This is a genomic window from Microbacterium sp. zg-Y818, assembly GCF_030246905.1.
Lineage (GTDB): Bacteria > Actinomycetota > Actinomycetes > Actinomycetales > Microbacteriaceae > Microbacterium.
Genome location: NZ_CP126741.1, coordinates 2986903 through 3012956, shown reverse-complemented (window position 1 = coordinate 3012956; position 26054 = coordinate 2986903). Strand labels below are relative to the sequence as shown.

At 69.2% G+C, this 26054-nt stretch carries 25 protein-coding genes; 8 read left to right on the top strand and 17 right to left on the bottom strand.

Translation table 11 applies throughout. The features are described 5' to 3' along the window. Positions 1-17: 17 nt before the first annotated feature. Genes QNO21_RS14235 through QNO21_RS14225 form a run of 3 tightly spaced genes read right to left on the bottom strand, consistent with a single transcriptional unit; the run spans position 18 to position 2540 of the window. Positions 18-1097 (bottom strand): PrpF domain-containing protein, encoded by a 1080-nt coding sequence (locus QNO21_RS14235; RefSeq protein WP_257513588.1) that lies wholly within the window; start codon positions 1095-1097, stop codon positions 18-20. After that, entirely contained in the window at positions 1084-1788 is a 705-nt protein-coding gene (locus QNO21_RS14230) for a 4-carboxy-4-hydroxy-2-oxoadipate aldolase/oxaloacetate decarboxylase (RefSeq protein WP_257513589.1), read from the bottom strand. Before QNO21_RS14230 ends, QNO21_RS14235 begins: the two co-directional genes overlap by 14 nt. Then, on the bottom strand, positions 1785-2540 hold the full coding sequence (locus tag QNO21_RS14225) for a PIG-L deacetylase family protein (RefSeq protein WP_257513590.1): 756 nt from the start codon (positions 2538-2540) through the stop codon (positions 1785-1787). The genes QNO21_RS14230 and QNO21_RS14225 overlap by 4 nt, the downstream gene beginning before the upstream one ends. Positions 2541-2704: 164 nt before the next feature. Here QNO21_RS14225 and ligM (QNO21_RS14220) point away from each other — a divergent pair, with 164 nt between their 5' ends. Genes ligM (QNO21_RS14220) through QNO21_RS14210 form a run of 3 tightly spaced genes read left to right on the top strand, consistent with a single transcriptional unit; the run spans position 2705 to position 6585 of the window. Beyond that, a complete protein-coding gene (gene ligM, locus QNO21_RS14220) occupies positions 2705-4108 on the top strand; it encodes a vanillate/3-O-methylgallate O-demethylase (protein ID WP_257513591.1) in 1404 nt (467 codons plus the stop codon). A gap of 60 nt (positions 4109-4168) precedes the next feature. Next, a complete protein-coding gene (locus QNO21_RS14215) occupies positions 4169-5806 on the top strand; it encodes an AMP-binding protein (protein WP_257518486.1) in 1638 nt (545 codons plus the stop codon). Continuing rightward, positions 5803-6585 carry an NAD(P)-dependent oxidoreductase gene (locus QNO21_RS14210; RefSeq protein WP_257518484.1) on the top strand — a complete coding sequence of 261 codons (783 nt, stop codon included), beginning with the start codon at positions 5803-5805 and terminating at the stop codon, positions 6583-6585. The genes QNO21_RS14215 and QNO21_RS14210 overlap by 4 nt, the downstream gene beginning before the upstream one ends. Positions 6586-6606: 21 nt before the next feature. Here the strand turns inward: QNO21_RS14210 and QNO21_RS14205 are convergent, their stop codons facing one another. Then, the gene (locus QNO21_RS14205; protein WP_257513594.1) at positions 6607-7725 is read right to left on the bottom strand and encodes a 5-methyltetrahydropteroyltriglutamate--homocysteine S-methyltransferase; all 1119 of its coding nucleotides are present in this window, start codon (positions 7723-7725) and stop codon (positions 6607-6609) included. Positions 7726-7923: 198 nt separating this feature from the next. On the opposite strand from QNO21_RS14205, the gene QNO21_RS14200 reads away from it, so the two are divergent. From QNO21_RS14200 to QNO21_RS14180, 5 genes are read left to right on the top strand one after another with little or no spacing between them, the layout of a single operon-like run. Then, positions 7924-8703 (top strand): ABC transporter ATP-binding protein, encoded by a 780-nt coding sequence (locus QNO21_RS14200; RefSeq protein WP_257518482.1) that lies wholly within the window; start codon positions 7924-7926, stop codon positions 8701-8703. Then, positions 8690-9400 (top strand): ABC transporter ATP-binding protein, encoded by a 711-nt coding sequence (locus tag QNO21_RS14195; protein WP_257513596.1) that lies wholly within the window; start codon positions 8690-8692, stop codon positions 9398-9400. The genes QNO21_RS14200 and QNO21_RS14195 overlap by 14 nt, the downstream gene beginning before the upstream one ends. 1 nt (position 9401) lies before the next feature. Then, complete coding sequence (locus QNO21_RS14190) at positions 9402-10283, top strand: branched-chain amino acid ABC transporter permease (RefSeq protein WP_257518479.1); 882 nt, start codon at positions 9402-9404, stop codon at positions 10281-10283. Beyond that, positions 10283-11353 carry a branched-chain amino acid ABC transporter permease gene (locus QNO21_RS14185; protein ID WP_257518478.1) on the top strand — a complete coding sequence of 357 codons (1071 nt, stop codon included), beginning with the start codon at positions 10283-10285 and terminating at the stop codon, positions 11351-11353. Before QNO21_RS14190 ends, QNO21_RS14185 begins: the two co-directional genes overlap by 1 nt. A gap of 2 nt (positions 11354-11355) precedes the next feature. Further along, a complete protein-coding gene (locus tag QNO21_RS14180; RefSeq protein WP_257518477.1) occupies positions 11356-12612 on the top strand; it encodes an ABC transporter substrate-binding protein in 1257 nt (418 codons plus the stop codon). A 61-nt stretch (positions 12613-12673) separates the two neighbouring features. On the opposite strand, the gene QNO21_RS14175 is transcribed toward QNO21_RS14180, so the two are convergent. The 13 genes from QNO21_RS14175 to QNO21_RS14115 all read right to left on the bottom strand — a co-directional run bounded on the left by QNO21_RS14175 (position 12674) and on the right by QNO21_RS14115 (position 26035). After that, positions 12674-13333, bottom strand: coding sequence for a GntR family transcriptional regulator (locus QNO21_RS14175; protein ID WP_257518476.1), 660 nt, complete (start codon positions 13331-13333; stop codon positions 12674-12676). 104 nt (positions 13334-13437) lie between these two features. Beyond that, entirely contained in the window at positions 13438-14031 is a 594-nt protein-coding gene (locus tag QNO21_RS14170; protein WP_257513601.1) for a PadR family transcriptional regulator, read from the bottom strand. Positions 14032-14138: 107 nt separating this feature from the next. Beyond that, a complete protein-coding gene (gene ligM / locus QNO21_RS14165) occupies positions 14139-15542 on the bottom strand; it encodes a vanillate/3-O-methylgallate O-demethylase (protein ID WP_257518475.1) in 1404 nt (467 codons plus the stop codon). Positions 15543-15592: 50 nt separating this feature from the next. After that, positions 15593-16468: a formyltetrahydrofolate deformylase gene (gene purU, locus QNO21_RS14160; RefSeq protein WP_257513604.1), complete on the bottom strand. Its 876-nt coding sequence runs from the start codon at positions 16466-16468 to the stop codon at positions 15593-15595. A gap of 12 nt (positions 16469-16480) precedes the next feature. Further along, positions 16481-17287, bottom strand: coding sequence for a methylenetetrahydrofolate reductase (locus tag QNO21_RS14155; protein WP_257518649.1), 807 nt, complete (start codon positions 17285-17287; stop codon positions 16481-16483). 231 nt (positions 17288-17518) lie between these two features. Continuing rightward, a complete protein-coding gene (locus QNO21_RS14150) occupies positions 17519-19015 on the bottom strand; it encodes an aldehyde dehydrogenase family protein (protein ID WP_257513605.1) in 1497 nt (498 codons plus the stop codon). A gap of 103 nt (positions 19016-19118) precedes the next feature. Beyond that, on the bottom strand, positions 19119-20342 hold the full coding sequence (locus QNO21_RS14145; protein ID WP_257518474.1) for a multidrug effflux MFS transporter: 1224 nt from the start codon (positions 20340-20342) through the stop codon (positions 19119-19121). Next, complete coding sequence (locus tag QNO21_RS14140) at positions 20339-21202, bottom strand: ABC transporter ATP-binding protein (RefSeq protein ID WP_257513607.1); 864 nt, start codon at positions 21200-21202, stop codon at positions 20339-20341. The genes QNO21_RS14145 and QNO21_RS14140 overlap by 4 nt, the downstream gene beginning before the upstream one ends. Beyond that, positions 21192-21968, bottom strand: a complete 777-nt coding sequence (locus tag QNO21_RS14135; protein ID WP_257518473.1) for an ABC transporter permease — start codon at positions 21966-21968, stop codon at positions 21192-21194. Before QNO21_RS14135 ends, QNO21_RS14140 begins: the two co-directional genes overlap by 11 nt. Then, complete coding sequence (locus QNO21_RS14130; protein ID WP_257513609.1) at positions 21965-22813, bottom strand: ABC transporter permease; 849 nt, start codon at positions 22811-22813, stop codon at positions 21965-21967. The genes QNO21_RS14135 and QNO21_RS14130 overlap by 4 nt, the downstream gene beginning before the upstream one ends. Positions 22814-22835: 22 nt before the next feature. Beyond that, positions 22836-24371, bottom strand: coding sequence for an acyl-CoA synthetase (locus tag QNO21_RS14125; protein WP_257518472.1), 1536 nt, complete (start codon positions 24369-24371; stop codon positions 22836-22838). A gap of 71 nt (positions 24372-24442) precedes the next feature. Further along, a complete protein-coding gene (locus QNO21_RS14120; RefSeq protein WP_257513611.1) occupies positions 24443-25444 on the bottom strand; it encodes an ABC transporter substrate-binding protein in 1002 nt (333 codons plus the stop codon). A 135-nt stretch (positions 25445-25579) separates the two neighbouring features. Next, positions 25580-26035, bottom strand: a complete 456-nt coding sequence (locus tag QNO21_RS14115) for a MaoC family dehydratase (protein WP_257518471.1) — start codon at positions 26033-26035, stop codon at positions 25580-25582. Positions 26036-26054: the final 19 nt, after the last annotated feature.

The window sequence follows — 26054 nt, the reverse complement described above, 5'->3', positions numbered from 1 at the left end:
CGTCCTCTCTGACGGTCCTAGGGGCGCGGACGGGGGTACACCGTGCCGTCGAAGATCTTGCGTGCGGTGCGGATCGATCTCGACGACGCCTGCCAGCGTCCCTGCTCATCCTGGGCCACGGTCACCTCGGCGCGGAAGGTGCCCGAGGGGTGCTCGATGTCGGTGCCGACGGCATCCGCCTCGAGGCGGGCGAGGTCGGAGCCGACGGCGCCGGGGATGCGGATGCCGGCAGCGACGGATGCCGCCATGAGCACGCCGATCGACGTGTGCACGCGGGTCGGGATGAACGCGCGCGTCGAGACGGCGCCGCCGGCTGCGGGGGCGGAGAGCAGGATGAGCTTGGGGACGGTCTGCGCCGCGACATCGCCGAGTCCCATGAGCCTTCCCGCCTCGAGTCGGATGCGCTCCAGCTGCGCACGCAGGTCGGCGCGCTGCTCGAGGTCCACCGGGTCCTCGTCACCGGCCACGGCGAATTCGTCTGCCTGCAGCAGCACCACCGGCATCCCGTTGTCGATGAGGGTGACGCGGTGCCCGTCGATCTCCTCGCTCACCTGCCCGGTCGGCAGCAGCGGCCCGCCGCCGCCGGCGAGGTCGATGAGCACCGGGCTCGCCGTGCCGGGGACGCCGTCGATGGCGGTATCGCCGTCGTAGGTCGGGGCGCCGTCCCGGGCCTTGAAGGTGACCGTCGCGACGCCGCCGGTGTTGAGCAGGCGGATGCGCACGGTGCACTCCTCGCCTGGCGCGGAGAGAAGCCCGCGCTCGAGCGCGAAGGGGCCGACACCGGCGAGCAGGTTGCCGCAGGTCTGCAGATCGGCGACGACCGGTTCGTCGATACCGACCTGCAGAAACAGGTAGTCGATGTCGACGTCGGCCAGAGGCGAGGCCGAGACGACGGCCACCTTCGACGTCAGCGGGTGCGCGCCGCCCAGGCCGTCGATCTGAGCCCGGTCGGGACTGCCCATGATCCGCAGCAGCAGGTCGTCGCGCACATCATCGTCGGCGGGCAGGTCATCCGCGAGGAAGAACGCGCCCTTCGAGGTGCCGCCGCGCATGAGCATGCAGCGGATGCCGTCTCTCAGCGGGTCAGCGCCCGGCACCGTCATGCTCCGTCTGCGTCACGTACCGCACCCCGGCCTGATCCAGCACGGAACGGAGGCGGTTGATGTCCATCGAGATCTCACCGTCGCGGTAGCGCGCGCGGTTCGCCTTCTCCCGATCTGCGCGCTCGCGGGCCGCCGTGAGCGTGGCTGCCGCGCGATCCCGAGGCACGATCGTGACGCCGTCGTCGTCGGCCACGACGATGTCGCCGGGGTGCACGTGGGCGGACCCGAGCATGACCGGAACGTTCACCGACCCGGCTGCCTGCTTGACGGTCCCTTCCGCGCTCACGTGTGCGGTCCACACCGCGAAGCCCATGCGCCGGAGCTCCTCGGTGTCGCGCACGCCGCCTGAGGTGACGTAGGCCCGCACGCCGCGGACCTGCATCTGCGTGGCCATGAGCTCGCCGATGACCCCGTGGGCGGGGCCGTCCGTCGGGACCACCACGATGACGTCGCCTTCCCGGGCCTGTTCGATCGCGGCGTGCACCATCAGGTTGTCCCCTGGGGGCAGACGGACGGTGATCGCGGTTCCCGAGATGGCGGCGCCCTGCTGGATGGGGCGGATCTGCGACCCCGCGTAGCCGGTGCGCCCCAGCGCTTCGTGAGCGGTGGCAGAGCCGAACTCGGCGAAGGCGGCGGCCGTCGCGGCATCCGCCCGCTCGATGTCGGTCACCACGACGTGCGTCACTCCAGCACTCCGGTCACCTGCGGGAGATAGCGCATGTACGCCTCGCCCATCGTCTCGTGGGCAAGGCCCAGGTTCGGTCCGGCGTTGCGCTTGAGCTGCACGCCCCGCCGCACCGCGAGGTCGGTGTAGTACGACCACATGTGCTGCTGCGCCGGGAGGGCCTGCATCGCCGCGCGCTTTGCGGGAAAGGCGGTGGTGATGTCCAGCAGCACATTGGGCGAGAAGCCGCACTGCTCGGGCTGGTGCGGCTCGAAGAAGAACACCGGCGGGGCGCCGATGATCTCGTCCTTCGTCGGCATCGTGCCGTCAGAGCCCGCCACGCCGATCGCCTGTGCGAGCACCCGAGCCTGCAGGGCCATGCGCGCGGCGGCCGGATGGTCGCCGTTGTACGGATCGGCGAGCGTGTGGGTGAGCACCACCGTCGGCTGTACGCGGCGGTAGACGTCCACCAGCACGGCGACGGCCTCGGGGGACTCCCGCAACGGATAGTCGCCCAGATCCAGAAACTCGATCTCGGCGCCCAGGGCGGCCGCGGCCGCCGTCGCCTCGGTGCGGCGCAGGTCCTTGATCTCGTCGAGGGACTTGCCCAGCAGCCACTGGCTCGCCGATTCGCCCCGCTCGCCATAGCTCAGGCAGACCACGCTCACCCGCTCGCCGCGGGCGGCGGCGGCCGCGATGGCCCCGCCGGCACGCCAGACGAAGTCGCCGGCGTGTGCGCTGATCACGAGCATCGAGGCGGTGCTGCCGGGCATGTCCACTCCTGTCGGGCGATTCGATCAGCGAACCACACGGCGCGTGACGTGGTCAAGATTTTGTTTACAATCATGGCGACCAGAACCACTATGGACAGAGGGAAATGGTCTCCGTACGATCACGGCTAGACCGATCAGACGACGAAGTCGAGAGGGAAACCCCAATGGCACGCACCCTGCAGGATCTGCTGGACGAGAAGGGGAACATCGTCCAGATGCTTCGCGACTCGCAGCTCGGTACCTACATCTACCCCGTCGTTCCGGCGGAATTCACGAACTGGCGACGCGAGCAGAAGGCGTGGCGCGACACCGCGGTGCTGTTCGACCAGACCCATCACATGGTCAACTTCTTCCTGTCGGGACCGGGTGCGCTGCAACTGCTCAGCGACACGGGCATCAACTCGTTCGCGAACTTCCCCGTGAACACCGCGAAGCAGTTCGTGCCGGTCTCTGCGGCGGGCGGGGTCATCGGCGACGGCATCCTGTTCCACCTGGCGCAGGATGAGTATGTCTACGTGGGTCGGGCGCCGGTGGCGAACTGGCTGCAGTTCCACGCCGAGACCGGCGGCTACGACGTGGAGTTCCGCTACGACGACCGCTCGCCCTCGCGCCCGTATGGGGCGGCGGTGAAGCGCGACTACTACCGCTTCCAGATTCAAGGGCCCAACGCCTGGGACATCATCGAGCGGCTCAACGGCGGGCCCCTCGAGAAGGTCAAGTTCTTCCACATGGGGCACCTCACGATCGCGGGCGAGCGGGTGCGGACGCTGCGGCACGGCATGGCGGGGGCGCCGGGCCTGGAGATCTGGGGGCCGTACGAGCACACCGAGAAGATCCGCGACGCCGTGCTCGAGGCCGGCCGGGAGTTCGGCATCGAGCCCTGCGGCTCGCGCGCGTACTCGTCGAACACGCTCGAATCCGGCTGGATCCCCTCGCCGCTGCCGGCGATCTACACCGGTGAGGCCGAGCGCGCCTACCGCGAGTGGCTGCCCGCGAACAGCTACGAGGCGATCAACGCGCTCGCCGGCTCGTTCGTCTCGGACGACATCGAGGACTATTACCTCACGCCGTGGGAACTGGGCTACGGGTCGTTCGTGAAGTTCGACCACGACTTCATCGGGCGGGACGCGCTGGAGAAGGTCGACCCCGAGGTGCAGCGCAAGAAGGTGACGCTGGCGTGGAACGACGAAGACCTCGCCCGCATCCTCGCGAGTGTCATCGACCGAGACGGCGTGGGCTACCAGTTCTTCGATCTGCCCAATGCCAACTACGGCTCGTCGAACTACGACGCCGTGATCGATGCCGACGGTGACACCGTCGGGCTGTCCCTCTTCACCGGCGTGACGGCGAACGAGCGGCGAGGGCTGTCGCTGGCCACGGTCGACCGCGGCGTGCCGATCGGCGCAGAGGTGCGGGTGGTCTGGGGGGAGCCCGACGGCGGCTCGCGCAAGGCCACCGTGGAGCCGCACGAGCAGATCGCGGTCCGCGCCGTCGTCAGCCCGGTGCCCTACGCCCAGACCGCACGCCAGGAGTACCACGGCGGCTGGCGCACCGCGGGGGCGCTCTAGCCGCGGCGGTCACGCGGCCGTGCAGCGGCGCGGCAGCCGGTGCGAAACGGAAGGGCTCGCATGAAGGCGCACTACAGCGACGTGTGGCAGGCGGTGGCCCGCGCGCTGCCCGACCGCGCCGCGATCGTGACGCCGACCGAGACCATGACGTACGGGCGGCTGCGTTCCGAGGCGGGCGCCTTCGCGGGCTATCTGCGGGAGCTGGGCGTGCAGCCGGGCGATGCGGTCGCGCTGCTGCTCTACAACCGTCCCGAATACGTCGTGGCGCTGTTCGCGTGCCTCGCGACGGGGATCGCGCCGGTGCCCCTGAACTATCGGTACCGCGCGCCCGAGGTGCGGGCGCTGTTGGAGGATTCCCGGGCCCGAGTGCTGGTGTACCCGACGTCTCTGGAGGAGGTGGTCCGCGAGGCCGTCGCCGGCTTGCCCGACGCGCCGCACATCGTGGCGATCGACGACGGGCCGGCGCCCGAGGCGGCCGCGTGGGCGCAGATCGTTGCGCGGGGCGGTGAGCTGCCGGCGAGGGCGCCGGAGGGGGGCGAGCTGCGCCTGTACACCGGGGGCACGACCGGACGGCCGAAGGCGGTTGTATGGGGCGGCGAGGACATCTTCGCGGTGCAGAGCTACTCGATCTACACCACGGCAGGGCTGTCCATGCCGGAGGCGATGGCGGATGCCGTCGCGGTCGCAGTCGATGCGGCGCGGCCGCCTGTGGTCACTCTGCCGCTGTCGCCGTTCATGCACGGCACGGCCCTGTTCACCTCGATGAACACCCTCGCCCTGGGTGGCACGGTGCTCGTCACCTCATCGCCGCGATTCGATCCGGACGCGGCCGTGCGATTCGCCGTCGAGGCCGGTGCCACGCGCATCATCGTGGCAGGGGACTCCGTCGCGCTGCCGCTGGTCGAGGCGGTGGAGCGGGCAGGGCTGGACGTGTTCGGGTGCGTGCGGTCCATGATCAGCTCCGGCATGCGGTTCAGCCCGGAGGTCAAGCGCCGGTGGCACGCACGAGGCGCCATCACGATCACCGACCTGCTCGCCTCGACCGAGGGCGGCCCCTACGCCGTCAACGAGACGACATCCGCCGCGGACCTGCCGGGGGAGCTGCGCCTGCTGCCCGGCGCGGTCGTCCTCGACGACGAGCTGCGCGACGTGCAGCACATCCCGGGTGCGCGCGGCGTCCTCGCCTTTCGCGGCACCCTGCCCCGGGGGTACTTCGGCGATGAGACCAAGACGCGCGAGACGTTCCCCGTCATCGACGGCGTGCGCCACGTCATGCCGGGGGACTGGGCCGTGGCCCGTGGTGACGGCACCGTCGAACTGCTCGGGCGCGGCAGCGCCGTGGTCAACACCGGAGGGGAGAAGGTGTACCCCGCCGAAGTGGAGGACGCCCTCGTGGCCTACCCCGGCATCGTCGACGCGGTCGTGTTCGGCATGCCGGACGCGCGCTACGGCGAACTGGTGACGGCGGTGGTCGTCACCGAGACCGGTGCCGAGGTCGACGTCGAAGCCCTGCGGGCGCACGTGGACGCCCGGCTCGCCGGCTACAAGAGGCCTCGGCATCTGTTCGTCCGGGACTCCCTCGACCGCAGTCCGCACGGCAAGGTCGACCTTCCCCGGCTGCGGACGGATCTCGCGGTCCTGATCGGCGCCGCAGCCCCCACGACGACAGGCGCGGGAGTCTGGTGGCGGAGGGCATGATGCGGGTCGCTGTCATCGGCCTGGGTGAAGCAGGCAGCATTTACGCCAGCGACCTGCCGACGCGCGGGGCATCGGTCGTCGGTACCGACGTGCGCGGCTCGCTCTCCCCGGCGGGCGTGGACCGCGCCGTCGACGTCCCCCGCGCCGTCCGCGGGGCCGACCTGGTGCTGAGCCTGGTGGGCGCGATCTCTGCGGCATCCGTGTTGGCCGAAGCGCTGCCGGCGATGGATGCCTCGAGCGTCTACGCGGACATGAACACGAGCGGACCCGCCGACAAGCGACTGCTCGCGTCGGCAGCGGCCGAACGCGGCATCCCCTTCGTGGATGTGGCGATCCTGGCCCCGGTGCCGCGCGCGCGGATCGACACCCCGCTGCTGCTCAGCGGCCCCGGGATCGGCCGGCTGCGTCCGCTTCTCGCGCAACTGCACATCCCCGCTACCGAGGTCGGCCCCGAGCCGGGGGCTGCGGCACGGCTGAAGCTGCTGCGCAGTGTGTTCATGAAGGGCCTGGCCGCCGTCGTCGTGGAGAGCGTCACGGCCGCGGAGATCTTCGGCGCCCAGGACTGGCTGATGGATCAGATCGCGTCGGAGCTGGGTGCACCCGACCTGCAGCCCGTGCACCACCTGATCGACGGAACCCGCACGCACGCGGTGCGGCGGGAGGCCGAGATGGTGCAGGCGCGGGAGTTCCTCGACTCCCTGGACGCACCGCATCCGATGACCGACGCGACCATCGAGTGGCTGCGTGCGATCGCCGGACGGGGGGATGCCGCGGGCTGACCCCGGCCCCGTCGTCGCGGGTTACGCGTCGGGCCACACCTCCGCGGCCAGCGCGACGGTCTCTTCGATCTTCGCCCACTGCTCGGCCTCGGTCAGGACGTTGCCCTCCTCGGTCGAGGCGAAGCCGCACTGCGGGCTCAGCGCCAACTGCTCCAGCGGTGCGATCTTCGCGGCCTCGTCGATGCGGCGCTTCAGCTCGTCGGGGTCCTCGAGAGCGCCTGACTTGGTGGTGACCAGCCCGAGCTCGACGACCTTGTCACCCCGCGGCAGGAACCGCAGCGGCTCGAAGCCGCCGGCGCGCTCGCTGTCGTACTCGAGGAAGTACCCGTCGTAGGCGGTCTCGGCCAGCAGCTGCTCGGCGACCGGCTCGTACCCGCCCGAGGAGATCCACGTCGAGCGGAAATTGCCCCGGCACACGTGCGTGGTGACGACCATGTCCGCGGGCTTGTCGCGCAGGGACGCGTTGATCAGCGCCGCGTAGCGCTCGGCGAGATGATCGGTGCGGATGCCGCGCTCGGCTGCCTTGGCCATCTCGACCTCCGAACAGAGGTAGGCCCACGCGGTGTCGTCGAACTGCAGGTAACGGCAGCCGGCGTCGTAGAAGGCCTGCACGGCCCCGCGGTAGGTGGCGGCGAGGTCCTCGAAGATCTCGTCGTGTCCCGCATACGCCGACCCCTCGAGCGCATCGCGCTCCAGCCGGAAGTCGAGCACCGTCGGTGCCGGAATCGTGAACTTCGGCACCACGCCGGCGGCATCGGCGAGCGGCTTGAGCGCGAGGAAGTGCTCGATCATCGGATGAGCCGACGGGAAGGCGATCTCGCCGTCGATGCGCAGACCGAGCGGGCGGGTCTGGACACCCTGGAACTGGATGCCGTGGTCCAGCTCGACGACGTTCACTCCCTCCAGCATTCCGAAGAAGTCGAAGTGCCACCATGACCGGCGGAACTCTCCGTCGGTTGCCACCTTCAGTCCTGCGGCGGCCTCCCGAGCCACGAGGGCCGCGATCGCGTCGTCTTCAACCTCGCGCAGTCCGGCATCGTCGAGCTCCCCTGCGGCATGGCGCGCGCGGGCGTTCTTGATGGCTTCGGGACGCAGGAAGCTGCCGACGATGTCGGCGCGGAAAGGCGGGTTCACGGACATGCCGGTAACCCTAGTTCAGCCGTGCGGCTCATCCCGGCGGCGTGACGCGAGGTTACGGGTGCACCGTTCTTCGCCGCCGTGATTTGCAAAACTCGTTCCAAAATCGTTGACAATCCAATCGCGACTCCGTACCGTCCAGACAGCGGGGTGGATCCGGCCTCGCGTCGTGTGCGGTGTGGCAACGACGGGGAGGTGAGCATGGCGGCTCGGCTGGCTCTGCAGGAGGTCACCCTCCGGTTCGGCGGCATCACCGTGCTGCGTGACGTGGGATTCACGGTCGAGCCGGGGGAGATCTTCGGTCTCGTTGGACCCAACGGCGCGGGCAAGACGTCCCTGTTCAACTGCATCAGCGGGCACTACCGGCCCAGCTCCGGCTCGATCACGATCGACGGGGAGGAGATGCTGGGATCGACGCCGGCCGCTCTGGCGCAACGGGGGCTCGCCCGCACGTTCCAGCATCCGGCCCTGCAGCTGCACTCGAGCGTTCTGGAGAATGTGCTGCTGGGTGCCCACACCCGGCTGCCCGGCGGGCCGGTGAGCTGGTCCTTGCGGCTGCCGCGCACCGTGCGCTCCGAGCGCCGGCTTCGCGCCGAGGCGGTCGAACTGCTCGAGCGCCACGGCCTCGGCTGGGCGGCGCACCTGCCTGCCGACGAGCTCTCGCATGGACTGCACAAGGGCATCGAACTGTGCCGCGCGCTGCTGTCGCGGCCGAGCCTGCTGCTGCTGGACGAACCGGCCGCGGGCCTGCCGCACTCCGAGGTCGAACAGCTCATCCACTCCGTGCGTGCCATCCGCGACGACGACATCACCGTCGTGATCGTCGAGCACCACATGGGTCTCATCGCCGCATTGACCGACCGGGTGGTCGTGCTCGATCACGGGAGCAAGCTGATGGAGGGCACCGCCGCCCAGGCGCAGTCCGATCCGCGCGTCATCGAGGCGTACATCGGTAAGGAGGCCGTCGATGACGCTGCTTGAACTCGAGGACGTCACCGCGTTCTACGGACCCGTGCAGGTGCTCGACGGTGTGTCGCTGACGGTGCCCGAGGGCGGCGCTGTCGGCATCCTCGGTGCCAACGGCGCAGGCAAGACCACCACGTTGCGCGCCATCAGCGGGACGGTGCGCGCCGGTGGCGGCATCCGCTTCGACGGCAAGGACATCCGCGGCAGCCGGCCCGACCGCGTGGCTTCCCTCGGGATCGCCCACGTGCCCGAAGGGCGGGGGACCCTCGGCGGGCTCACGGTGCGGGAGAACCTTCGCGTGGGGGCGTACCGGCGCAAGGATCGCAAGGGCATCGCGGCGGACATCGAGTACTGCCTCGACCTGTTCCCGAACCTGCGTGAACGCATCCGCTCGCACGGCTCTGCGCTCTCCGGGGGCGAACAGCAGATGCTCGCCGTCGCGCGCGGCGTCATGGCCAAGCCCCGGCTCATGCTGCTCGACGAGGCGTCGCTCGGCCTCGCGCCGTCCACCGCCAAGAACGTCTACGACGCGATCGCGCGGCTGAGGCGCGAGTCGGGGATCGCGATGCTGGTGGTCGAGCAGAACGCCAATCTCGCCTTCCGGCTCGTCGACACCGCGACGGTGCTCGAGACCGGACACAACGCCCTCACGGGCACCTCGGCCGAGCTCAGGGGCATGGACGAGATCCGACGCGCGTACCTGGGGGGCTGAGATGGGCACCTTCATCCAGCTCGTGGTGGACGGTCTGTCGCTCGGCTCCGTCTACGCGGCCCTCGCCCTCGCCATCGTGCTGGTGAATCAGGCCACCGGGCTGATCAACTTCGCCCAGGGCGGCATGGCGGTCCTCTCCGCCTACATCGCCTGGTGGTTCGCGGGGCTCGGGGTGCCGCTGATCCTCGCGATCCTGCTCTCCGTCGTGGTTTCGTTCCTGATGGGCGCGGTCATCGAGCGGTACGTGATGCGCCGCTTCGAGCAAGGCGACCCCGACACGGCGGTGGTGGTCACGATCGGGCTGCTCACGCTGATCACCGGCGTCTGCGGCTGGCTGTGGACCTACAACAACCAGCAGTTCCCCTCGCTGTTTCCGCTTGACACCGTCTCGGTGTTCGGGGCGGCGGTGAGCGTGCGCTCCATCGGCACGACGGTGGTGATCATCGCGATCATGCTCCTGCTGCAGGGGCTGTTCCTCGGCACGAAGCTCGGGCTGGCGCTGCGTGCGGTCGCAGTGAACCCGCAGTCCGCCGCCTTCTCGGGGTTGCCCGTCGGCCGGCTGCTGATGGTCGGGTGGGGCCTGGCCGCGTGTCTGGGCGCGGTGGCGGGCGCCCTCATCGCGCCGCAGCTGACGCTGACCCCCGGAATGATGGACACGGCGCTGGTCTACGCCCTCGCCGCCGTCATCCTCGGCGGCATGTCCAGCCCCATCGGCGTGGTCCTGGCCGCCTGGATCATCGGCGTCCTCGAGAACCTCGCCGCCGTGTACGTGCCGTTCATCGGATACGACTTGAAGGTCGCTGTGCCGTTCGTGCTGATCTTCATCGTGCTGATCGTGAGACCCCAAGGTCTGTTCGGACGCAGATCGGTGGTGCGAGTCTGATGCCCGCCTCCTCCGCCTTCTTCTCCCGCCGGTGGGTTCGGCTGGTAATCGCGCTCGTGATCGTCGTCGCCGTGCTGCTGCTGCCGCTGGCTCTGCCGGAGTTCGCCAATCAGACGCTCGCCCGCATCGGCGTCTTCGCCGTCGCCGTGCTCGGACTCAATGTGGTGATGGGCTACACCGGACAGGTGTCGCTCGGGCAGATCTTCTTCGTCGGGCTCGGCGCGTACGTCACCGCCTACGGGGTGCGCAACGACGTGAACATCGTCCTCGTCCTGCTTGCCAGCGTGCTCATCCCGGGGATCGTGGGGCTGGTCATCGCGCTCGCGGCGGCACGACTGGGTGGCCTGGCGATCGCCATGGTCACGATCGCGCTGCCGATCGTGGGGGTGCCGCTGGCCAAACGGCTGTCGGAGTTCACCGGCGGATCGCAGGGCACCTCGGCCCGGTTCTCCGACGCCCCCGAGTGGACCGGTCTGTACGACGACCAGTGGCAGCTGTACATCGTGATCCTGATCGGCGGAATCGTGTTCCTGCTCACCCGCAACCTCGTGCGGGGAAAGTACGGCCGCGCCTTCGCCATCGTGAAAGAGAACGAGGCCGTCGCCTCGTCGATGGGCATCTCGCCCTACCGCTTCAAAGTGCTCGCCTTCACCATCGCCTCGCTCATCGGCGGCGTCAGCGGCTTTCTGTACATGGTGGTCGTGCAGTACACGTCGCCCGAGACCCTCAGCTTCGGGCACTCCATCCAGCTGCTGGCGGCGATGGTCATCGGCGGTGCCGGCAGCATCGTCGGCTCGCTCCTCGGCGGCGCCTACTACGTGCTGGCCCCGCAGCTGACGAACGCCGTCGACCCGAGCCTCACCGCCGTCCTGCAGGGCGCGCTGCTCCTGCTCGTGCTGTTCGTCCTCCCCGGCGGGCTGGCATCGCTTCCCGCCCGCCTGCAGCGCCTGCGCCGACGCGCCGCCGGCGGCCGCGAGCACCACCCCGGCGCACCACCCACTTCGAGCACGGACGTCCCGACGCCCGCCGCGACGAAGGGAACCCAAACAGAGAGGCACGATCAGTCATGAACATGAGCAAGAGACATCGGAGCATGCTGGGCATCGTCGCCCTCGGCTCTGCGCTCGCATTGACGCTCGCCGGCTGTGCACGCGGCGGTGAGGGGACGGGGGCGACCGACGACGCCGCACCGGCGAGCCCAGGCATCACGGACAGCTCGATCGCCCTCGGCATCACGACCCCGCTGAGCGGGCCGACGGCGGGGCCGGGCACCTGCACCGTGGCGGGCATCACCGCGTACTTCGGTGAGCGCAACGCCGAGGGCGGGATCGAGTTCGGCGACGGTGTGACCCGCACCGTCGACATCGAGGCCCTCGACGACGCGTACGATCCGCAGAAGGCAAAGGCCAACTACGACCAGCTCAAGGACAGCGTGTTCGCGATGACCTCGGGCCTGGGCACCCCGACCAACCGCGCCTACCTCGAGGCCGCGATCGCCGACGAGGTGCCGCAGGTGCTCGTCATGACGGGCGATCCGATCTTCAGCGACACCGGCGAGAGCCCGTCTCAGCTGGGCTTCGTGCCGATCTACCAGAACGAAGGGCTGGCGTTCGGCGAGCTGCTCGTGGCGTCCGGTGATGACCACAAGGTGGCGATCCTGTCCCAGAACGACGACTTCGGCGAGGGCTACGTCGAAGGCTTCAAGGAGGCCGTCGAGGGGGCCGACAACGTGGAGATCGTCGAGGAGCTCACCTACGAGGCGACCGACACGGCGGTGGACGGGCAGCTCACCGAGCTCGCGGCATCCGATGCCGACGTCTTCTTCAATGCGATGTCGATCACCCCGCTGGTGATCTCTTCGCTGCAGAAGGCGCAGCAGCTCGGCTGGACTCCCAGCTGGTTCCTGCCCTCCAACACCTCCAGCCCCGCGGCGATCCTGCAGCCCGGCGGCGCCGAGGCTTTCCCCGGTGTCTACTCGGTGTCCTTCGCCAAGGCCCCCGCGAGTCCCGCCTTCGCCGAGGACGAGGACGTGCAGACGTTCCTGGCCAGTCTCAAGGAGTACGCGGACTACCAGGACATGCCCGCCTTCCCGCACTGCATGTGGAGCTACATGGTCGGGGCGACCCTCGAGCAGGCGTTCATGGAGATGACCGAGCCGACGCGCGAGAGCTTCATGGAAGCGCTGCGGTCGATCACCGACTTCCAGGCGCCGCTCATGCTCGAGGGCACCGCGGTGGACACCACCACCGACGGCCAGCCGGCCGTGTCGAGCGTGGTCGTGCAGAAGTACAACGGCAAGGGATACGACACGGTCGAATCCTTCGGCTGACCCGCGCCCACGACGGCGGTCCGGCTCCACGTCGGACCGCCGTCGTGCGCGATGACCCGGGTCACACCAGCGTGCGGAGGAACTCCACGATGCCGGCGAGATGTTTGCGGGTCGCGGTCTCGGCGGCGTCGGGATCCCGGGCGATCACGGCGTCGATGATCGCGAGGTGCTCCGGGAGCGACTGGGCCGCCCGTCCGGGGTGGAACGCGAGGCGGAACTGATGCCGCGCCGACTGCGCCCGCAGGCGTTCAAGGAGCTGCACCGCGGTGGCGTGGCCGCTGAGCTCGCGCACCTGGCGGTCCATCTCCTGGTTCAGGCGGGAGTACCCCACCAGGTCGCCCGACGCGACCGCGCCCGTGATCGCGTCTCGAAGCTCACGCAGCCGCGCCGTGCCGGACTCGTCGATCCGCTCGGCCGCGCGGCGGGCGCACAGCGACTCCAGTCCTGCGCGCACCTCCACGATCTCCACGGCCTCTTCGACGCTGATCGCCCGCACCCGGGCGCCGCGGTTGGGCAGCCGCTCGACCAGGCCCTCGTTGGCGAGGGTGAGCAGCGCCGTGCGCACGGCAGCCCGAGTCGCCTGGAAACGTTCGCTCAGGTCCGCCTCGATCAGTCGCTGATGGGGCGCGAACTCGCCGTCGAGAATCGCCTCTCGGATCTGTGGGGCGAGATCAGGGCGAGCGAGGTCGACTTCAACGTGGGGCGTGGACGGGAACGTCATGGGGAATCGCCTCTCTGACTCCCGCGGAGCCTCGGGATCGTCGGCACCATTGTCGCCGATCTGCGCGCCAATCCGCTCCATCCGCACTGGTCGATCGTCGACCGTCAGCGTGCGGCCGGGACACCGAGCCGGTCGACGAGCGCGAGTCCCTTCTGCGCCCACTGGATCTCGCCGCGTGCGCGCTCGACCAGGCCTTCGTACGCGAATCGCTTGTAGGCGATCGTGCGCTCCCGGTCGGCCTCGGGCGTGACGGCGAGGCGGCGCTTCAGCATGGGGTTGTCGACGGCATCGATCCGACGGATCTCGCCCTCCCATTGCTCCCGCTCGCCCTCCCACTGCGCGATGTGCGCGCGCAGGAACGCGCGGGCCTGGTCGGGCGTGGCCGATTCCAGATAGGCGGCCCTCAGGTGGGCGGGGTCGCGGACCCGCTGATACTCCGGCGGCGAGGCGATCCAGTCCAGGAAGGCCTGGTCGCCGGCCGGCGTGACGTGGTACATCCGGCGGGTGCCGCGCTGGCCCCGGGCCTGCTCCTCGCCGCGGATGAGGCCTTCGGCCTCCATCTTGCGCAGCTCCGGATAGATCTGCGAGTCCGGCGCGTGCCAGACGTGCCCGACGGATACCGCGAACTGCTTCTGCAGGTCGTAGCCGGACTGCGGGCCCACTCGGACGAGTGCGAGCAGGGCGTAGCGCAGACTCATCGGATGTCCTCCTTCGGCGCCGGCGTGCGCATGCCGGCCGTCTGCCGAGATTACCGTCGGACGCCGCACCCGGCGGCACGAGGCGCTCAGGCCTCGTGCCGCGGGGCTCAGGACTGATAGCCGGTTCGCCAGCCCCCGTGGTAGGACTGCCGGACCACCGTCGAGTACGGCACCGGGCTGACCACGACCCGCACTTCTGTCTGCTCGTGGCGCTCAACGGATGCCTTGGAAGTTCCGCCGTCGGGCTCCCCCCAGACGACCTTCAGCTCGGTGCCCTCCGGCACGTTGGGGTCGACGACGCCCAGCGAGAGTCCGCGCCGTTCGTTGGCGCTGTAGCCGGTGAACATCGACAATCCCACCACGGCACCGTCGGCGTCGATGATCGAGTCGTAGTTGGCCGAGCCGTAGTTGGCCAGCGGCAGGTCGAAGAACTTGTAGTTGGGGCCATCCACGTTCAGCAGCGACCCCCACACCCGGGTGAGGTCCTCGGCGTTCCATGCCAGTGTGACCTTGCGGCGCTGGGTGTCCTTGTCGATCTTCTCGAGGGCATCGCGGCCGATGAAGTCGTGGTCGAACTTGACGAAGGAGCCGTAGCCGAGCTCCCACGGGGTCATGTAGTAGTCCTCGATGTCCTGCGAGACGAAGGACCCGGCCAGCGTGCCAGTCGCCTCATAGCTGTCGACGCCGAGCCACTCGCGGTAGGCGCGTTCGGGCTCTCCGGTGTAGATGGCCGGCAGCGGAGAGGGGATCCAGCCGGATTCCAGCGTGTTCGAGGGGTACGCGCGCGACCCCACCGGCACCAGGCCGAACTCCGCACCTGCTTCGACGATGGCGTCGCGGATCATGTCGTGGTCGGCGTAGGGGCCCCATACCTCCAGGCCGGGGGCGCCCGCCATGCCGTGGCGCAGCGTGCGGACGGACTTGCCCGCGATCTTCATCGTCGACATGTTGAAGAAGCCGAGCTTCTCCAGCTCGCCGCCGTTGAGCTTCTCGATCACGGCCCAGGCGTTGGGCCCCTGGATCTGGAAGCGGTAGTAGTCCCGGGTCACCGGGTGGCCATACGGGCGGGAGGGGGAGCGACGGTCGACCGTGATGTCGAGGTTGCGGTAGCCGCCGGTCTCGCCGTGGAACAGCAGCCAGTTCGAGGCCGGCGCGCGACCCACGTACACGTATTCGTCCTCGGCTTCGCGAAACAGGATGCCGTCGCCGACGACGTGTCCCGACGAGGTGGTGGGAACGTACTGCTTGGCCTTGTTCACCGCGAAGTTCGCCACCGAGTTGATCGCGGTGTCGCTGATCAGCGCGATGGCGTCCGAGCCCTTCAAGAACACGTTGTCCATGTGGTGCGACTGATCGAACAGCACGGCGGTCTGACGCCAGGCCTGCTGCTCCTTGATCCAGTTCTCGAAATCGGCGGGGACGACGGGGTAGATGTACGAACCGATCTGCGAGTTGCGCAGCATCTGCACCGGGTTGGTCCCGTCGATCAGCTCCTGCAGGTTCTTGGCCACGGATGAACTCCTCTGTTCTCTCGATGGACGCCCCGGTCGAGGCATCCGTGTCAGGCGAAGACGATGGTCTGGTTGCCGTGCCGGATGACGCGGTCCTCGGTGTGCCACTGCACGGCGCGCGACAGCACGGCGCGTTCGACGTACGCGCCCCGGGCCTGCAGATCGGTCGCACTCATGGCGTGCGTCACGCGGGCGACGTCCTGCTCGATGATGGGGCCCTCGTCGAGGTCTCGGGTCACGTAGTGGGAGGTCGCGCCGATGAGCTTGACGCCACGTTCCTTCGCCTTCTTGTACGGGCTGGCGCCGATGAAGGCGGGCAGGAACGAATGGTGGATGTTGATGATCGGCACGCCCACCTCCGTGAGGAACCGGTCGGAGAGGATCTGCATGTACCGCGCCAGAACGACGACGTCGACATTGCCCGCCAGGAGCTGGGCGATCTGCGCCTCGGCGGCGGATTTGTCCTCTCCGCTGGAGGGGACGTGGAAGAAGGGCACGCCGAAGGAGCGCACGGAGTCGGCGCTGGTGGTGTGGTTGGAGATGACCATCGGGATCGTGACGTTCAGCTCACCCCGGCGGTGGCGCCAGAGAAGCTCGAGCAGGCAGTGGTCGCTCATGGAGGCGAGGATCGCCATGCGCTTGGGCACCGACTGATCGGTGAGCTGCCAGGTCATGCCGTACGGGGTGAGAGTGGCATCCAAGTCGGCCCGGATCTGTGGCATCGCCCCTGCGAGGCCAGGGCGGTGGAACACCAGCCGCTGGAAGAAGGCGCCGCCCTCGGGGTTGTCGGAGTACTGATCCAGCGTGACGATGTTGCCGTTGTTGCGGGCGACCAGCGCGGTGGTCGCCGCGACCAGTCCGGGCTGGTCCGGGCCGTGCGTGATGAGGCACGCGTGATCACGCAGCGATGCCGGGTGCAGGGACATGACCGCGTCCCGTCAGGATCGATCGTCGAGGTAGTCCTGCACCCACTGCGCGGTGGCCTGCAGGCCGCCGAACGTGTAGAAGTGCAGCTTGACCGTTCCCGCGGCGGGGTCGCGCGCGATCAGGTCGGCGAGGTTCGTGACGAACCGGTCGGGCCCGGCGGTGCCCATGAGGTTGGTCAGCGAGAACCCGTACTTCTTCACGATCATCGCGTTCGCCCCCACGCCGAACCGACGGGCGAATCCGATCAGCCGCTTGATGCCGGCCGGGCCCGGGGTGCCGATGCGCAGCTCGGCGTTGATGCCGCGCTCGCGCACGCGGTGCACCCAGTCGGCCACCGCGTCGCTGTCGAAGGCGAACTGGGTGAGGATGACCGCACCCAGCCCCTGCTCCCGAAGTGCCGCCGATTTGTCCTCGAGGTGGCGCCAGAGCACCTCCTCGGGGATGTCCGGGTGGCCTTCGGGGTAGCCGGCGATCGAGACCTCGGTGACGCCGTAGCGCTGGAGGATGCCGGAGCGGATCACGGAGAGCGAGTCGGCATAGGGGCCCTCGGGTTCGGCAGGGTCGCCGCCGACGACGAAGACGTGCTCGGCGGCGCCGACGTCCTGCAAGCGTTGGAGGAACTCCTCGAGCTGGGCCTCGGACGCCAGCCGCCGGGCGGAGATGTGGGGCACGGGCACGAAGCCCCGCTCTCTCACGGCCTGTGCGGCGGCGACCCGCATCTCCAGATCCTCGTTGCCGAGGAAGGTGACATTGATCTTGGTGCCGGCGGGAATCGTGTGACGGGCTTCTTCGAGGGCGGGGATGTCTTTGCCGGTCATCTCCACCGAGAAGCCGTCGAGCAGACGCAGGGCTGCGGAGTGATCCGCCGCAGGGGAAGTCTGGGCCACTGATCGAGGTCCTTTCCGCTCTCAGGGGGAGGGGCGACGTTGCGCCTCCGAGAGCAGAGTACCTATGGCGATAGGTAATGACAAGAGGTATGTCTGCGGGAGTGGACGCATGAAGGCGGGGCCCGGTCGTCATGACCGGGCCCCGCCTTCATGCGCGTCGGCTCAGTGAGCCATCGCCGCCAGGGCCTGCGGATCGATCGTGGCGATCGAGCGGGTGTCCTGGAAGGCGCGGACGCCGTCGATCCCCTGCTCCCGGCCCATTCCCGACTGCTTCATGCCGCCGAAGGGCGCGCGCAGGTCGAGGCGCGTGGCGCCGTGGTCGTTGACCCAGACGTAGCCGCACTGCAGTGCGCTGCCCACGCGGTGGGCGGCCTCGGGGCTCGCGGTCCAGACCGACCCGCCCAAGCCCGCCCAGGTGTCGTTCGCCAGGCGCACGGCTTCGTCCTCGGTGTCGAACGGAATGAGCGGGATTACGGGGCCGAACTGCTCCTGGGTGACCACGCGCAGGTGCAGCGGCGGGTCGACGACCAGCGCGGGGCGCAGGAAGTTGCCGCCCGCCAGGTCTCCGCCGGGGAGGTCGCCGAACTCGCGCACGTCGGCGCCGGCATCCTTCGCCTCGGCGATGATCTCCTCGACGAACGCCTTCTGGGCCGGCTGGTGCAGCGGACCCATCGTGGTGCCGGCGTCGAGGCCATGGCCGAGCACGACCTTCTCGAGCCGGGCGGTGAGGCCGGCGACGACCTCGTCCAGCCGCGAGCGGTGCACGTACACCCGCTTGGCGTTCATGCAGATCTGCCCCGTCGTGTCGTACACGGCGGCGAAGAGCCGATCGAGGTGCACGTCGTCGATGACGGCGTCCTCCAGGAAGATGGCGGCGTCGTTGCCGCCGAGTTCGAGCATGACGCGGGTGAGGGTCTTCGACGCCATCTCCATCACGCGCTTTCCGCCCGCCACCGAGCCGGTGAAGGAGACTTTGGCCACATCGGTGTTCTGGATGAGGCCGGCGGCGTTGTCATTGTCGCCCGTCACGACGTTGAGCACGCCGGCGGGCAGCTTCTCGGCGAGTCGCTGGGTCACCCGCGTCGTCGCGAGCGGGGCCGAGGGCGGCGGCTTCACGATCACGGTGTTGCCGGCCAGCAGTGCGTGCGGCAAGGAGGCGCCGAGGATCGCGATGGGCCAGTTGAAGGGCACGATCACCGTGACGACGCCGAGAGACTGGTACGACACCTCGGTGGACACCGGGATGGCCCCGGGGATGACCGGCAGGGTCCTCGGCGTCTCGACCTCATCGGCGAGCATGAGGGCGAGGTTCCAGCGCAGCTCGAACACGAGGGCGTCGACCCACGCCTCGAAGCGCACCTTGCCGTTCTCCTGGGACAGGATGGCGGCGTCCTCGTCACGCTCGTCCGCGATGCCGACGATTGCTTCGGCCATGATGCGCGCGCGCTCCTTGGCGCCCAGCGCGTCCCAGGCGGGATGTGCGGTCTTGGCGGCCGCGACGGCATCTGCGACGTCGGCGGCCGAGGCGGACGCGGCCTCTCCCACGACGACGCCGGGCTTTGCCGGGTCGACGATCGTCAGGGTCTCGTCGGTGAAGCGCTCCCGACCCCCGATGTACAGGCCTGTTCGCGCTCCGGTCGTGATGGCATCTGCGGTCATGTCGACATTCACCTCTCTGTGTCGGCGCACGGTAGCGCCCCTGCCGATCGATCAGGTCGATTCTGCTGCCCCAGGCCGCGTCGATCAACGGCATGCGGCGAGCTCACGCGAGGTCGCGGCGCTCCAGGATACGACCGACCGAGGCTGCGCCCATCGCCAGCAGCGTGAGAACCGTCATCGAGAGAAATGCCGGCACGGCGGTGTCGGTGCCTGCGAGCCCGCCGAGGGGCGAGGCGAGCGCGCCGAAGGCGAACTGGCTGAACCCGATCAGCGCCGAGCCGGTGCCCGCCGTGCGCGCTGCGCGCCCGACAGCGATGGCGGAGGCGGCGGACATGACGGTGCCGCATCCGGCCGCGAAGACGCCCATGAGCGGCAGGTACGCGGCGAGGGTGAGGGTTCCCGAGATCGCCAGCACCCCGGATGCGCCCGCCGCGCCCACCTGCATCAGCTGGCCGATCAGCAGGGTGCGGCCGGTGCCGACGCGCGGGGCGACCCGGCCGCTGAGCCACGCGCCCGACATGATGCACAGCCCGGTGAACGAGAAGGTCAGCGAGTAGCCGAGCGGGGTCGCGCCGAAGATGTCCTGAACGATGAACGACGACGAGCTGATGTACACGATGAGGGTGCCGTACCCCAGCCCGAACGCGATCGCGAAGCCGACGAACGCGCCGTCGTGCAGCAGCCGCCCGACGTTGCCGCCGATCGCCGCGAGGGTGAACGGATGCCGCCGCGGTGCGGGCAGGCTCTCGGGGATGACGAGGGACGCCACGAGCAGCATTGCGGTGGCCAGCACCGCGACGCCCACGAGCGCGGCGCGCCAGCCCCCGGTCTGGGCGAGCCAGCCGCCGAGCGGGGCGGCGATCGCCGGTCCCAGCGCGATCATGGCCCACAGCAGACTGAATGCGCGCACCGCTCGCTGCCGGTCGGCCAGGTCCGACACGATCGCCCGACCCAGCACCGCCCCCGCCGATCCCGCGAATCCCTGCACGGCTCGCACGGTGATGAGCGCTCCGAGCGTGGGGGCGGCTGCGGCGAGGTACGCGCAGACGGTGAACACCGCGAGTGCGGCGAGGAGGGTGCGCCGCCGCCCGAGGGCATCCGAGAACGCCCCGATCACCAGCTGTCCCGCGGCCGAGCCGACGAGGAACGCCGTCATCGTCAGCTGAACGGCGGATGCCTCGACGTCGAACGCCGCCGCGATCTGCGGGAACGCCGGCAGGTACACGTCCGTCGAGAGCGACCCCGCCATCGAGACGAAGCCCAGCGCGAGCATGAGGCCGGGGTCGATGCGCCCCGCGGTGCGCTGCACGGGGCGCGGAGGGCTCATGCGCGGGTCGCGATGTCGGGACGGAACCCCTTCTTGGCCAGCTGGATCTGCTCGTACACGTGGTGGCGCAGCTCGGTGAAGCGTGGCATCGATCGTGTCTCGAGCTGGTCGCGCACTTCTGGCAGGTCGACGATGAGGTCCTCCTGCACGATGGTCGGAGAGCTGGAGAGCATGATGACCCGCTCACCGAGGTACACCGACTCGTCGATGTCGTGCGTGACGAAGAGCACCGACAGCCCGAGGGTCTTGCGCACGCCCCGCACGAGGTCCTCCAGGTCTGCTCGGGTCTGCGCGTCGACGGCGGCGAACGGCTCGTCCATGAGCAGCACTTCGGGCTGGTAGGCGATGGCGCGGGCGATGGCCACCCGCTGCTGCATGCCGCCGGAGAGCTGCCACGGATACGACCGCGGGACGTGGTCCAGCCCAACATTCGCCAGTGCCTCGTCGACGAGTGCCCGGCGCTGCTCCTTGCCCATGCCGGCGTTCTTCAGCGGCAGTTCGACGTTCTCGGCCACGCGCAGCCAGGGGAAGAGGGAGCGCCCGTACTCCTGGAAGACGACGGCCATCTTCTTCGGCGGGGCGGTGACCTTCTTGCCGTCGAGCAGCACCTCGCCCGACGTCGGGGCGAGCAGTCCGGCGATGCACTTGAGCAGCGTCGTCTTTCCCGAGCCCGACGGGCCCACGAGGCACGTCAGCTCGTTCTTGCCGAGGTCGAAGGTGAGATCGCGGACGGCCTCGATGTCGCCGCCGTCGGTGGTGTACACCTTCTTCAGGTTGCGCACCGACAGCAGGGTGTCCGCCGCGGGCAGGGTGCGGCCGTACGAGACGGTGTTCAGTGGGGCGGCGGGATCAGCCAGCATTCTCGATGTCCTTCAGTCCGTAGTACCAGCGGAGGATGCGGCGTTCCACGAAGCGGAAGATCACCGCGACGAGGAAGCCCAGGATTCCCAGCAGCAGGATGCCCGACCACATCTCGGGGATCGCGAACGTGCGCTGGAAGCGGATGATGGCAGCTCCCAGACCGCCGGTGGGCGCGAACATCTCCGAGATCACCATGAGGATGAGTCCGATCGGCAGACTCTGGCGCACTCCGGCGAGGATCTGCGGCGCCGCCGAGGGGAGCACCTGGTAGCGCACCCGGTTGAACCCCGAGATGCCGTAGGAACGGCTGGTGTCGTTCTGCACGGGGTCGGCGGCGCGCACACCCTCCACCGTGTTCAGCAGCACCGGCCAGACCGCGCCGATCGCGATCACGACGATCTTCATGGCATCGTTCGGGCCGATGATCAGCAGCAGCGGCGGCACCAGCACGGGTGCGGGCAGCGCGCGGAAGAACTCGAACAGGGGTTCGGTCAGCGCCCGCAGGGTGCGGTTCAAGCCGATGACGATGCCCAGCAGCATGCCCGCGACGATGGCGACGGCCACCCCGGCGGCGAAACGGCCGACGCTCGGCACCACGTCGGCCCAGAAGCGCGGGCCGAACCACAGTGTGAAGAACTCGCCGATCAGCTCGGCCGGCTCGGGGACGAAGAAACTCGGCGAGACGATGGTGCTGATCCACCAGACGGTGACGAGGATCGCGGGCAGCCCCAGGGTGAAGGCGACCCCGACGAGGACCTTTCTCATGCCGGCACCTCGCCTCGTACCGACGTGTGCCACGACAGCAGCCGGCGCTCGAGCGCTCGGGCCCCCAGATTGATCAGCACACCCAGCAGCCCGGTCGCGATCATCAGCGCGTACATCGTGTTGTAGTTGCCGGCGTTCTGGGCGAAGGCGATCTCGTTGCCCAGGCCGGGCGTGCCGATGACGAGCTGCGCCGTGACCGCCAGGATGAGCGCGATCGCCGATGCCAGGCGCACTCCCGTCATGAGGTACGGGAGGGTCGTGGGGAACACGATCCCGGTGACCAGCTGCCAGCGTGAGAACCCATAGCTGCGACCCGTGCTCATGGCCACCTGATCGACGTCGGCGACGCCGTAGAGCACCTGGATGAAGATCTGCCAGAACGCCGCGTAGACCACGAGCAGCAGCGTCGCCTCGAAGCGGATGCCGAACAGCAGCACGGCAAGGGGGATGAGGGCCACCGAGGGGATCGGGCGCAGGAACTCCACCGTCGAGTTCGTCGCACGGCGCAGGAACGGCGACAACCCGATCACGACGCCCAGCACGCTCGCAAGCACCAGGGCGATGAGCAAGCCCACCCCCCACGCCAGCAGCGTGTCGCCGACGGCGACCCAGAAATCGGGGAAGGTGGCGACCTGGAACAGATGCGGGATCACCACAGTCGGAGGCGGGAGATACCTCGCGTCGACGAGTCCCGTGCGCGAGGCGAGCTCCCAGATCGCCAAGAAGAGCACGATGCCGGCGATGCCGAGCAGCGCCTTGCGAGGGGAGAACCGGCGTCGGGCGCGCGCTTTCGCGATCGCGACGGTGCGGGTCACCGTCGCTTCGTCGGGTGCTGCGATGCTCATCGTCGATCTCCTCGTGGCCGGTTCAGTTGAGCGGGGTGCCGGAGCCGTAGCGGGCGCGCAGGTCGGCCTTGCGCACCTTTCCGCTCGCGGTGCGCGGCAGTTCGTCGGTGAAGACCACGTGCTGGGGGATCTTGTACTTGGCCAGTCGGCCGTTCAGGTGCTGCGCGATGGCGTCTGCGGGCAGGTGCGCGCCGCCCTTCAGGCTCACCACGGCCAGCGGCACCTCCCCCCATCTCTCATCGGCGACCCCGATGAGCGCGACGGACGAGATCTCGGGGATCTCCATGATGATGCTCTCCACCTCTGCGGAGTAGATGTTCTCCCCACCCGAGATGATCATGTCCTTGAGCCGGTCCGAGATCCGCAGATAGCCCTCGTCGTCCATGGTGCCGAGGTCGCCGGAGCGGAACCAGCCGCCGACGAAGGCGGCCGCGGTGGCCTCGGGGCGGCGCCAGTATTCGGTGATGACGTTCGGGCCGCTCACCCAGATCTCACCCACCGCGCCGACGGGGGCATCCGCGCCGTGCTCGTCGACGATCTTCACGTCGGTGAAGAAGTGGCGGATGCCGGCGGAGCCCATCTTCGCCTTCGACATCCGCGGCGGCATCGCCGTCGCACCAGGGGAGGTCTCGGTCATGCCGTAACCGCAGGAGAACGATAGGCCGCGCTGTTCGTACGCCTCGAGCATCCGCTCGGGCATGGTGGAGCCGCCACAGGTCAGGTGCTGCAGGCTGCTGATGTCGGTCGTGTCCCAGTCGGGGTGCTCCTGGAGCATCTGGAAGGTCGTGGGAACGCCCGCCAGCATCGTCACCCGCTCGGCTGCCACCGTCTTCAAGACGTGAGCCGGGTCGAATTTCTCGTGCAGGATCACCCGGCCGCCCTGCAGCAGCACGGGAAGCGCCCCCATGCTGAGGGAGGCGACGTGGAACAGCGGCGAGATCAGCAGCACGCGCTCGGCGGCGTGGACGCCGTAGTCGACGATCGCGTTGAAGCAGTTCCACGTGAGGTTGCCGTGGGTGAGCACGGCGCCCTTCGGGTGCCCGGTGGTGCCGGAGGTGTAGAGGATGAGGGCCGGGTCGTCGAGGGTGACGGGCACATCGAGCTCGACGTCCGCACCCGAGGTGAGGACCTCGTCGTACGACTCGACGGCGGGATAGGAGTCGCCGGCGACGATGATGCGCCGGGTGACACCGGTGGACCAGGCGCCGGCGCGGGCGAGGTCGCGCAGGTCGGCGTGAAGGATCAGGGTGGTCGCGCCGGAGTCCTCGAGCGCGAACTCGATCTCCGGCGCGGCGAGACGGGAGTTGAGCGGCACGAAGATCGCGCCGAGCGTGGCGGTGGCGAACAGCGATTCCAGGAAGGACGGGTGGTTGTTGCCGAGGTAGGCGACGCGGTCCCCGGCCGATACGCCTCGGTCGGCGAGGGCCACGGCCAGGCGCCGGATGCGTTGGGCGAGAGAACGGTAGCCGAGCGACTCGTCGCGGAACGAGATCGCGACGTCGTCCATCGAACGCATGCTGCGGCGGGTGATCCACGTTCCGATGCCTTGATTGTGCACGACGGCCTCTTTCGAACGGCGGGTTCGGTGCCGTGCCGGCCCGCCGCCGGGAGGGCGGCGGGCCGACGCGGTCAGTTCAGCAGCAGGACCTGCTCGAGGTCCGGCTCCTGCTCGAGGAACTGGTACTTCAGGGCGAGCGCGCTGAGGTCCTCGATGATGCTCTCGTCGAGGTCGGCGGAGAGGTGCTCGAGGTTGATCTTCTCGACCACTGCGGGATCCATGCCGGTGAAGGTGGCGATCACGTCGCGGTAGGCGTCGGTGTCGGCCATCGCCGCGTCGAGCGATGCCGCGATGCCGGCACGGAACTTCTCGACGACGTCGGGGTTCTCCTCTGCGAATTTCGCAGAGGTGAACGTCACCATCGACGCCAATCCGGGGATGGCGTTGCCCATGGGCTCACCGAGCAGCATGAGGCCGTCGGTGGCGAGCGCGGCACCCACGAACGGCTCCGGCACCCACGAGGCGTCGATGTTGCCCTGTTCGAGCTGAGGCTGCTGGTCGGGGAAGGCGATCTCGGTGAACTCCACCGCGGTCGGGTCTCCGCCGTCCATGGCGACCGACTCCATGATGGCCAGGTCGCCCTGCGTGTTGAAGGCGTTGACGGCGACCTTCTTGCCCTCGAGGTCCTTCCAGGTCGTGATGCCGGAGTCCTCCTTCACGATCACGCCGGTGGGCAGCATGTCCGGCGGAACGTCGACGCTGGAGTACCCGGCGATGATGTTCATGTCCAGACCCTGGCTGGCGGCGACCAGCACGGACAGCGGGTTGCCCACGGCGAACTCGATGTCGCCGCTGGAGACGGCGGGCAGCAGTGCCGCGCCTCCCTGGCCGATCTGCACGGTGACGTCCAGGCCCTGCTCCTCGAACAGGCCGTCGTCGATGCCCATCTGCACGGCGGCGGCAGCCGCGATGGGGATGAGGCCGACGGTCACGGGGATGAGTTCGGCCGTGCCCTCGCTGTCGGCGCCGGGATCGGCGGCCTCGCCGTCGAGCGACCCGCCCCCGGAACAGGCGGTCAGCAGCAGGCCGGCGGTCGCCAGTACGGCGACGGCTGTGATTCGTAGATTGCGCATCTGGAGAAACTCCCTTGTGACTGACGGATGGTGCGGAACCGCCGCGGGCGGCGGGTACAGCGACACTGCTCGGTCATGCGGTGTTCGGTTGTGCGGTGTGCGGTGTTCTGTCCTGCGGTGTTCGGGGGTGCCTGTTCAGGCGGCGTACAGGCGCTGCAGGCTGCGGGCCACGACGGCGGGCTTGGCGCCGCCCTCGGTCTCGATCGTGATGTCGACGACCAGCTGGTAGCCGCCGCCGACTTCGGTGATGTCGGCGATCGTGCCCGTCAAGCGGATGCGGGAGCCGACCGGGACGGGGGAGACGAAGCGCACCTTGTCGAGGCCGTAATTGACCTTCGTGCCCGCCCCCTCGACCTCGAGCAGCTCGCTCCAGAGCGGAATAAGCAGCGACAGCGTGAGGAACCCGTGGGCGATCGGGGCGCCGAACGGGCCGTCCTTCGCGCGCTCGGGGTCGGTGTGGATCCACTGGTGGTCGCCGGTCGCGTCGGCGAACGTGTCGACGCGCTCCTGCGTGATGTCGAGCCAATCGGAGTATCCGAGGTCGGTGCCCACGAGCGAGGGCAGATCGGCGTAGGCGACGGTGGTGGTCATAGGGCGCTCCTGGGGTCGG

Bases quoted from the DNA above. Each gene is read 5' to 3' on its own strand.
- QNO21_RS14185 (WP_257518478.1), top strand. From the start codon at position 10,283: ATGCCCGCCTCCTCCGCCTTCTTCTCCCGCCGGTGGGTTCGGCTGGTA.
- QNO21_RS14215 (WP_257518486.1), top strand. From the start codon at position 4,169: ATGAAGGCGCACTACAGCGACGTGTGGCAGGCGGTGGCCCGCGCGCTG.
- QNO21_RS14175 (WP_257518476.1), bottom strand. From the start codon at position 13,333: ATGACGTTCCCGTCCACGCCCCACGTTGAAGTCGACCTCGCTCGCCCT.
- QNO21_RS14180 (WP_257518477.1), top strand. From the start codon at position 11,356: ATGAGCAAGAGACATCGGAGCATGCTGGGCATCGTCGCCCTCGGCTCT.
- QNO21_RS14225 (WP_257513590.1), bottom strand. From the start codon at position 2,540: ATGCCCGGCAGCACCGCCTCGATGCTCGTGATCAGCGCACACGCCGGC.
- QNO21_RS14190 (WP_257518479.1), top strand. From the start codon at position 9,402: ATGGGCACCTTCATCCAGCTCGTGGTGGACGGTCTGTCGCTCGGCTCC.
- QNO21_RS14155 (WP_257518649.1), bottom strand. From the start codon at position 17,287: ATGACCGGCAAAGACATCCCCGCCCTCGAAGAAGCCCGTCACACGATT.
- QNO21_RS14130 (WP_257513609.1), bottom strand. From the start codon at position 22,813: ATGAGCATCGCAGCACCCGACGAAGCGACGGTGACCCGCACCGTCGCG.
- QNO21_RS14135 (WP_257518473.1), bottom strand. From the start codon at position 21,968: ATGAGAAAGGTCCTCGTCGGGGTCGCCTTCACCCTGGGGCTGCCCGCG.
- QNO21_RS14170 (WP_257513601.1), bottom strand. From the start codon at position 14,031: ATGAGTCTGCGCTACGCCCTGCTCGCACTCGTCCGAGTGGGCCCGCAG.
- QNO21_RS14115 (WP_257518471.1), bottom strand. From the start codon at position 26,035: ATGACCACCACCGTCGCCTACGCCGATCTGCCCTCGCTCGTGGGCACC.
- purU (WP_257513604.1), bottom strand. From the start codon at position 16,468: ATGTCCCTGCACCCGGCATCGCTGCGTGATCACGCGTGCCTCATCACG.
- QNO21_RS14140 (WP_257513607.1), bottom strand. From the start codon at position 21,202: ATGCTGGCTGATCCCGCCGCCCCACTGAACACCGTCTCGTACGGCCGC.
- QNO21_RS14200 (WP_257518482.1), top strand. From the start codon at position 7,924: ATGGCGGCTCGGCTGGCTCTGCAGGAGGTCACCCTCCGGTTCGGCGGC.
- ligM (WP_257513591.1), top strand. From the start codon at position 2,705: ATGGCACGCACCCTGCAGGATCTGCTGGACGAGAAGGGGAACATCGTC.
- QNO21_RS14210 (WP_257518484.1), top strand. From the start codon at position 5,803: ATGATGCGGGTCGCTGTCATCGGCCTGGGTGAAGCAGGCAGCATTTAC.
- QNO21_RS14150 (WP_257513605.1), bottom strand. From the start codon at position 19,015: ATGACCGCAGATGCCATCACGACCGGAGCGCGAACAGGCCTGTACATC.
- QNO21_RS14205 (WP_257513594.1), bottom strand. From the start codon at position 7,725: ATGTCCGTGAACCCGCCTTTCCGCGCCGACATCGTCGGCAGCTTCCTG.
- QNO21_RS14120 (WP_257513611.1), bottom strand. From the start codon at position 25,444: ATGCGCAATCTACGAATCACAGCCGTCGCCGTACTGGCGACCGCCGGC.
- QNO21_RS14145 (WP_257518474.1), bottom strand. From the start codon at position 20,342: ATGAGCCCTCCGCGCCCCGTGCAGCGCACCGCGGGGCGCATCGACCCC.
- QNO21_RS14195 (WP_257513596.1), top strand. From the start codon at position 8,690: ATGACGCTGCTTGAACTCGAGGACGTCACCGCGTTCTACGGACCCGTG.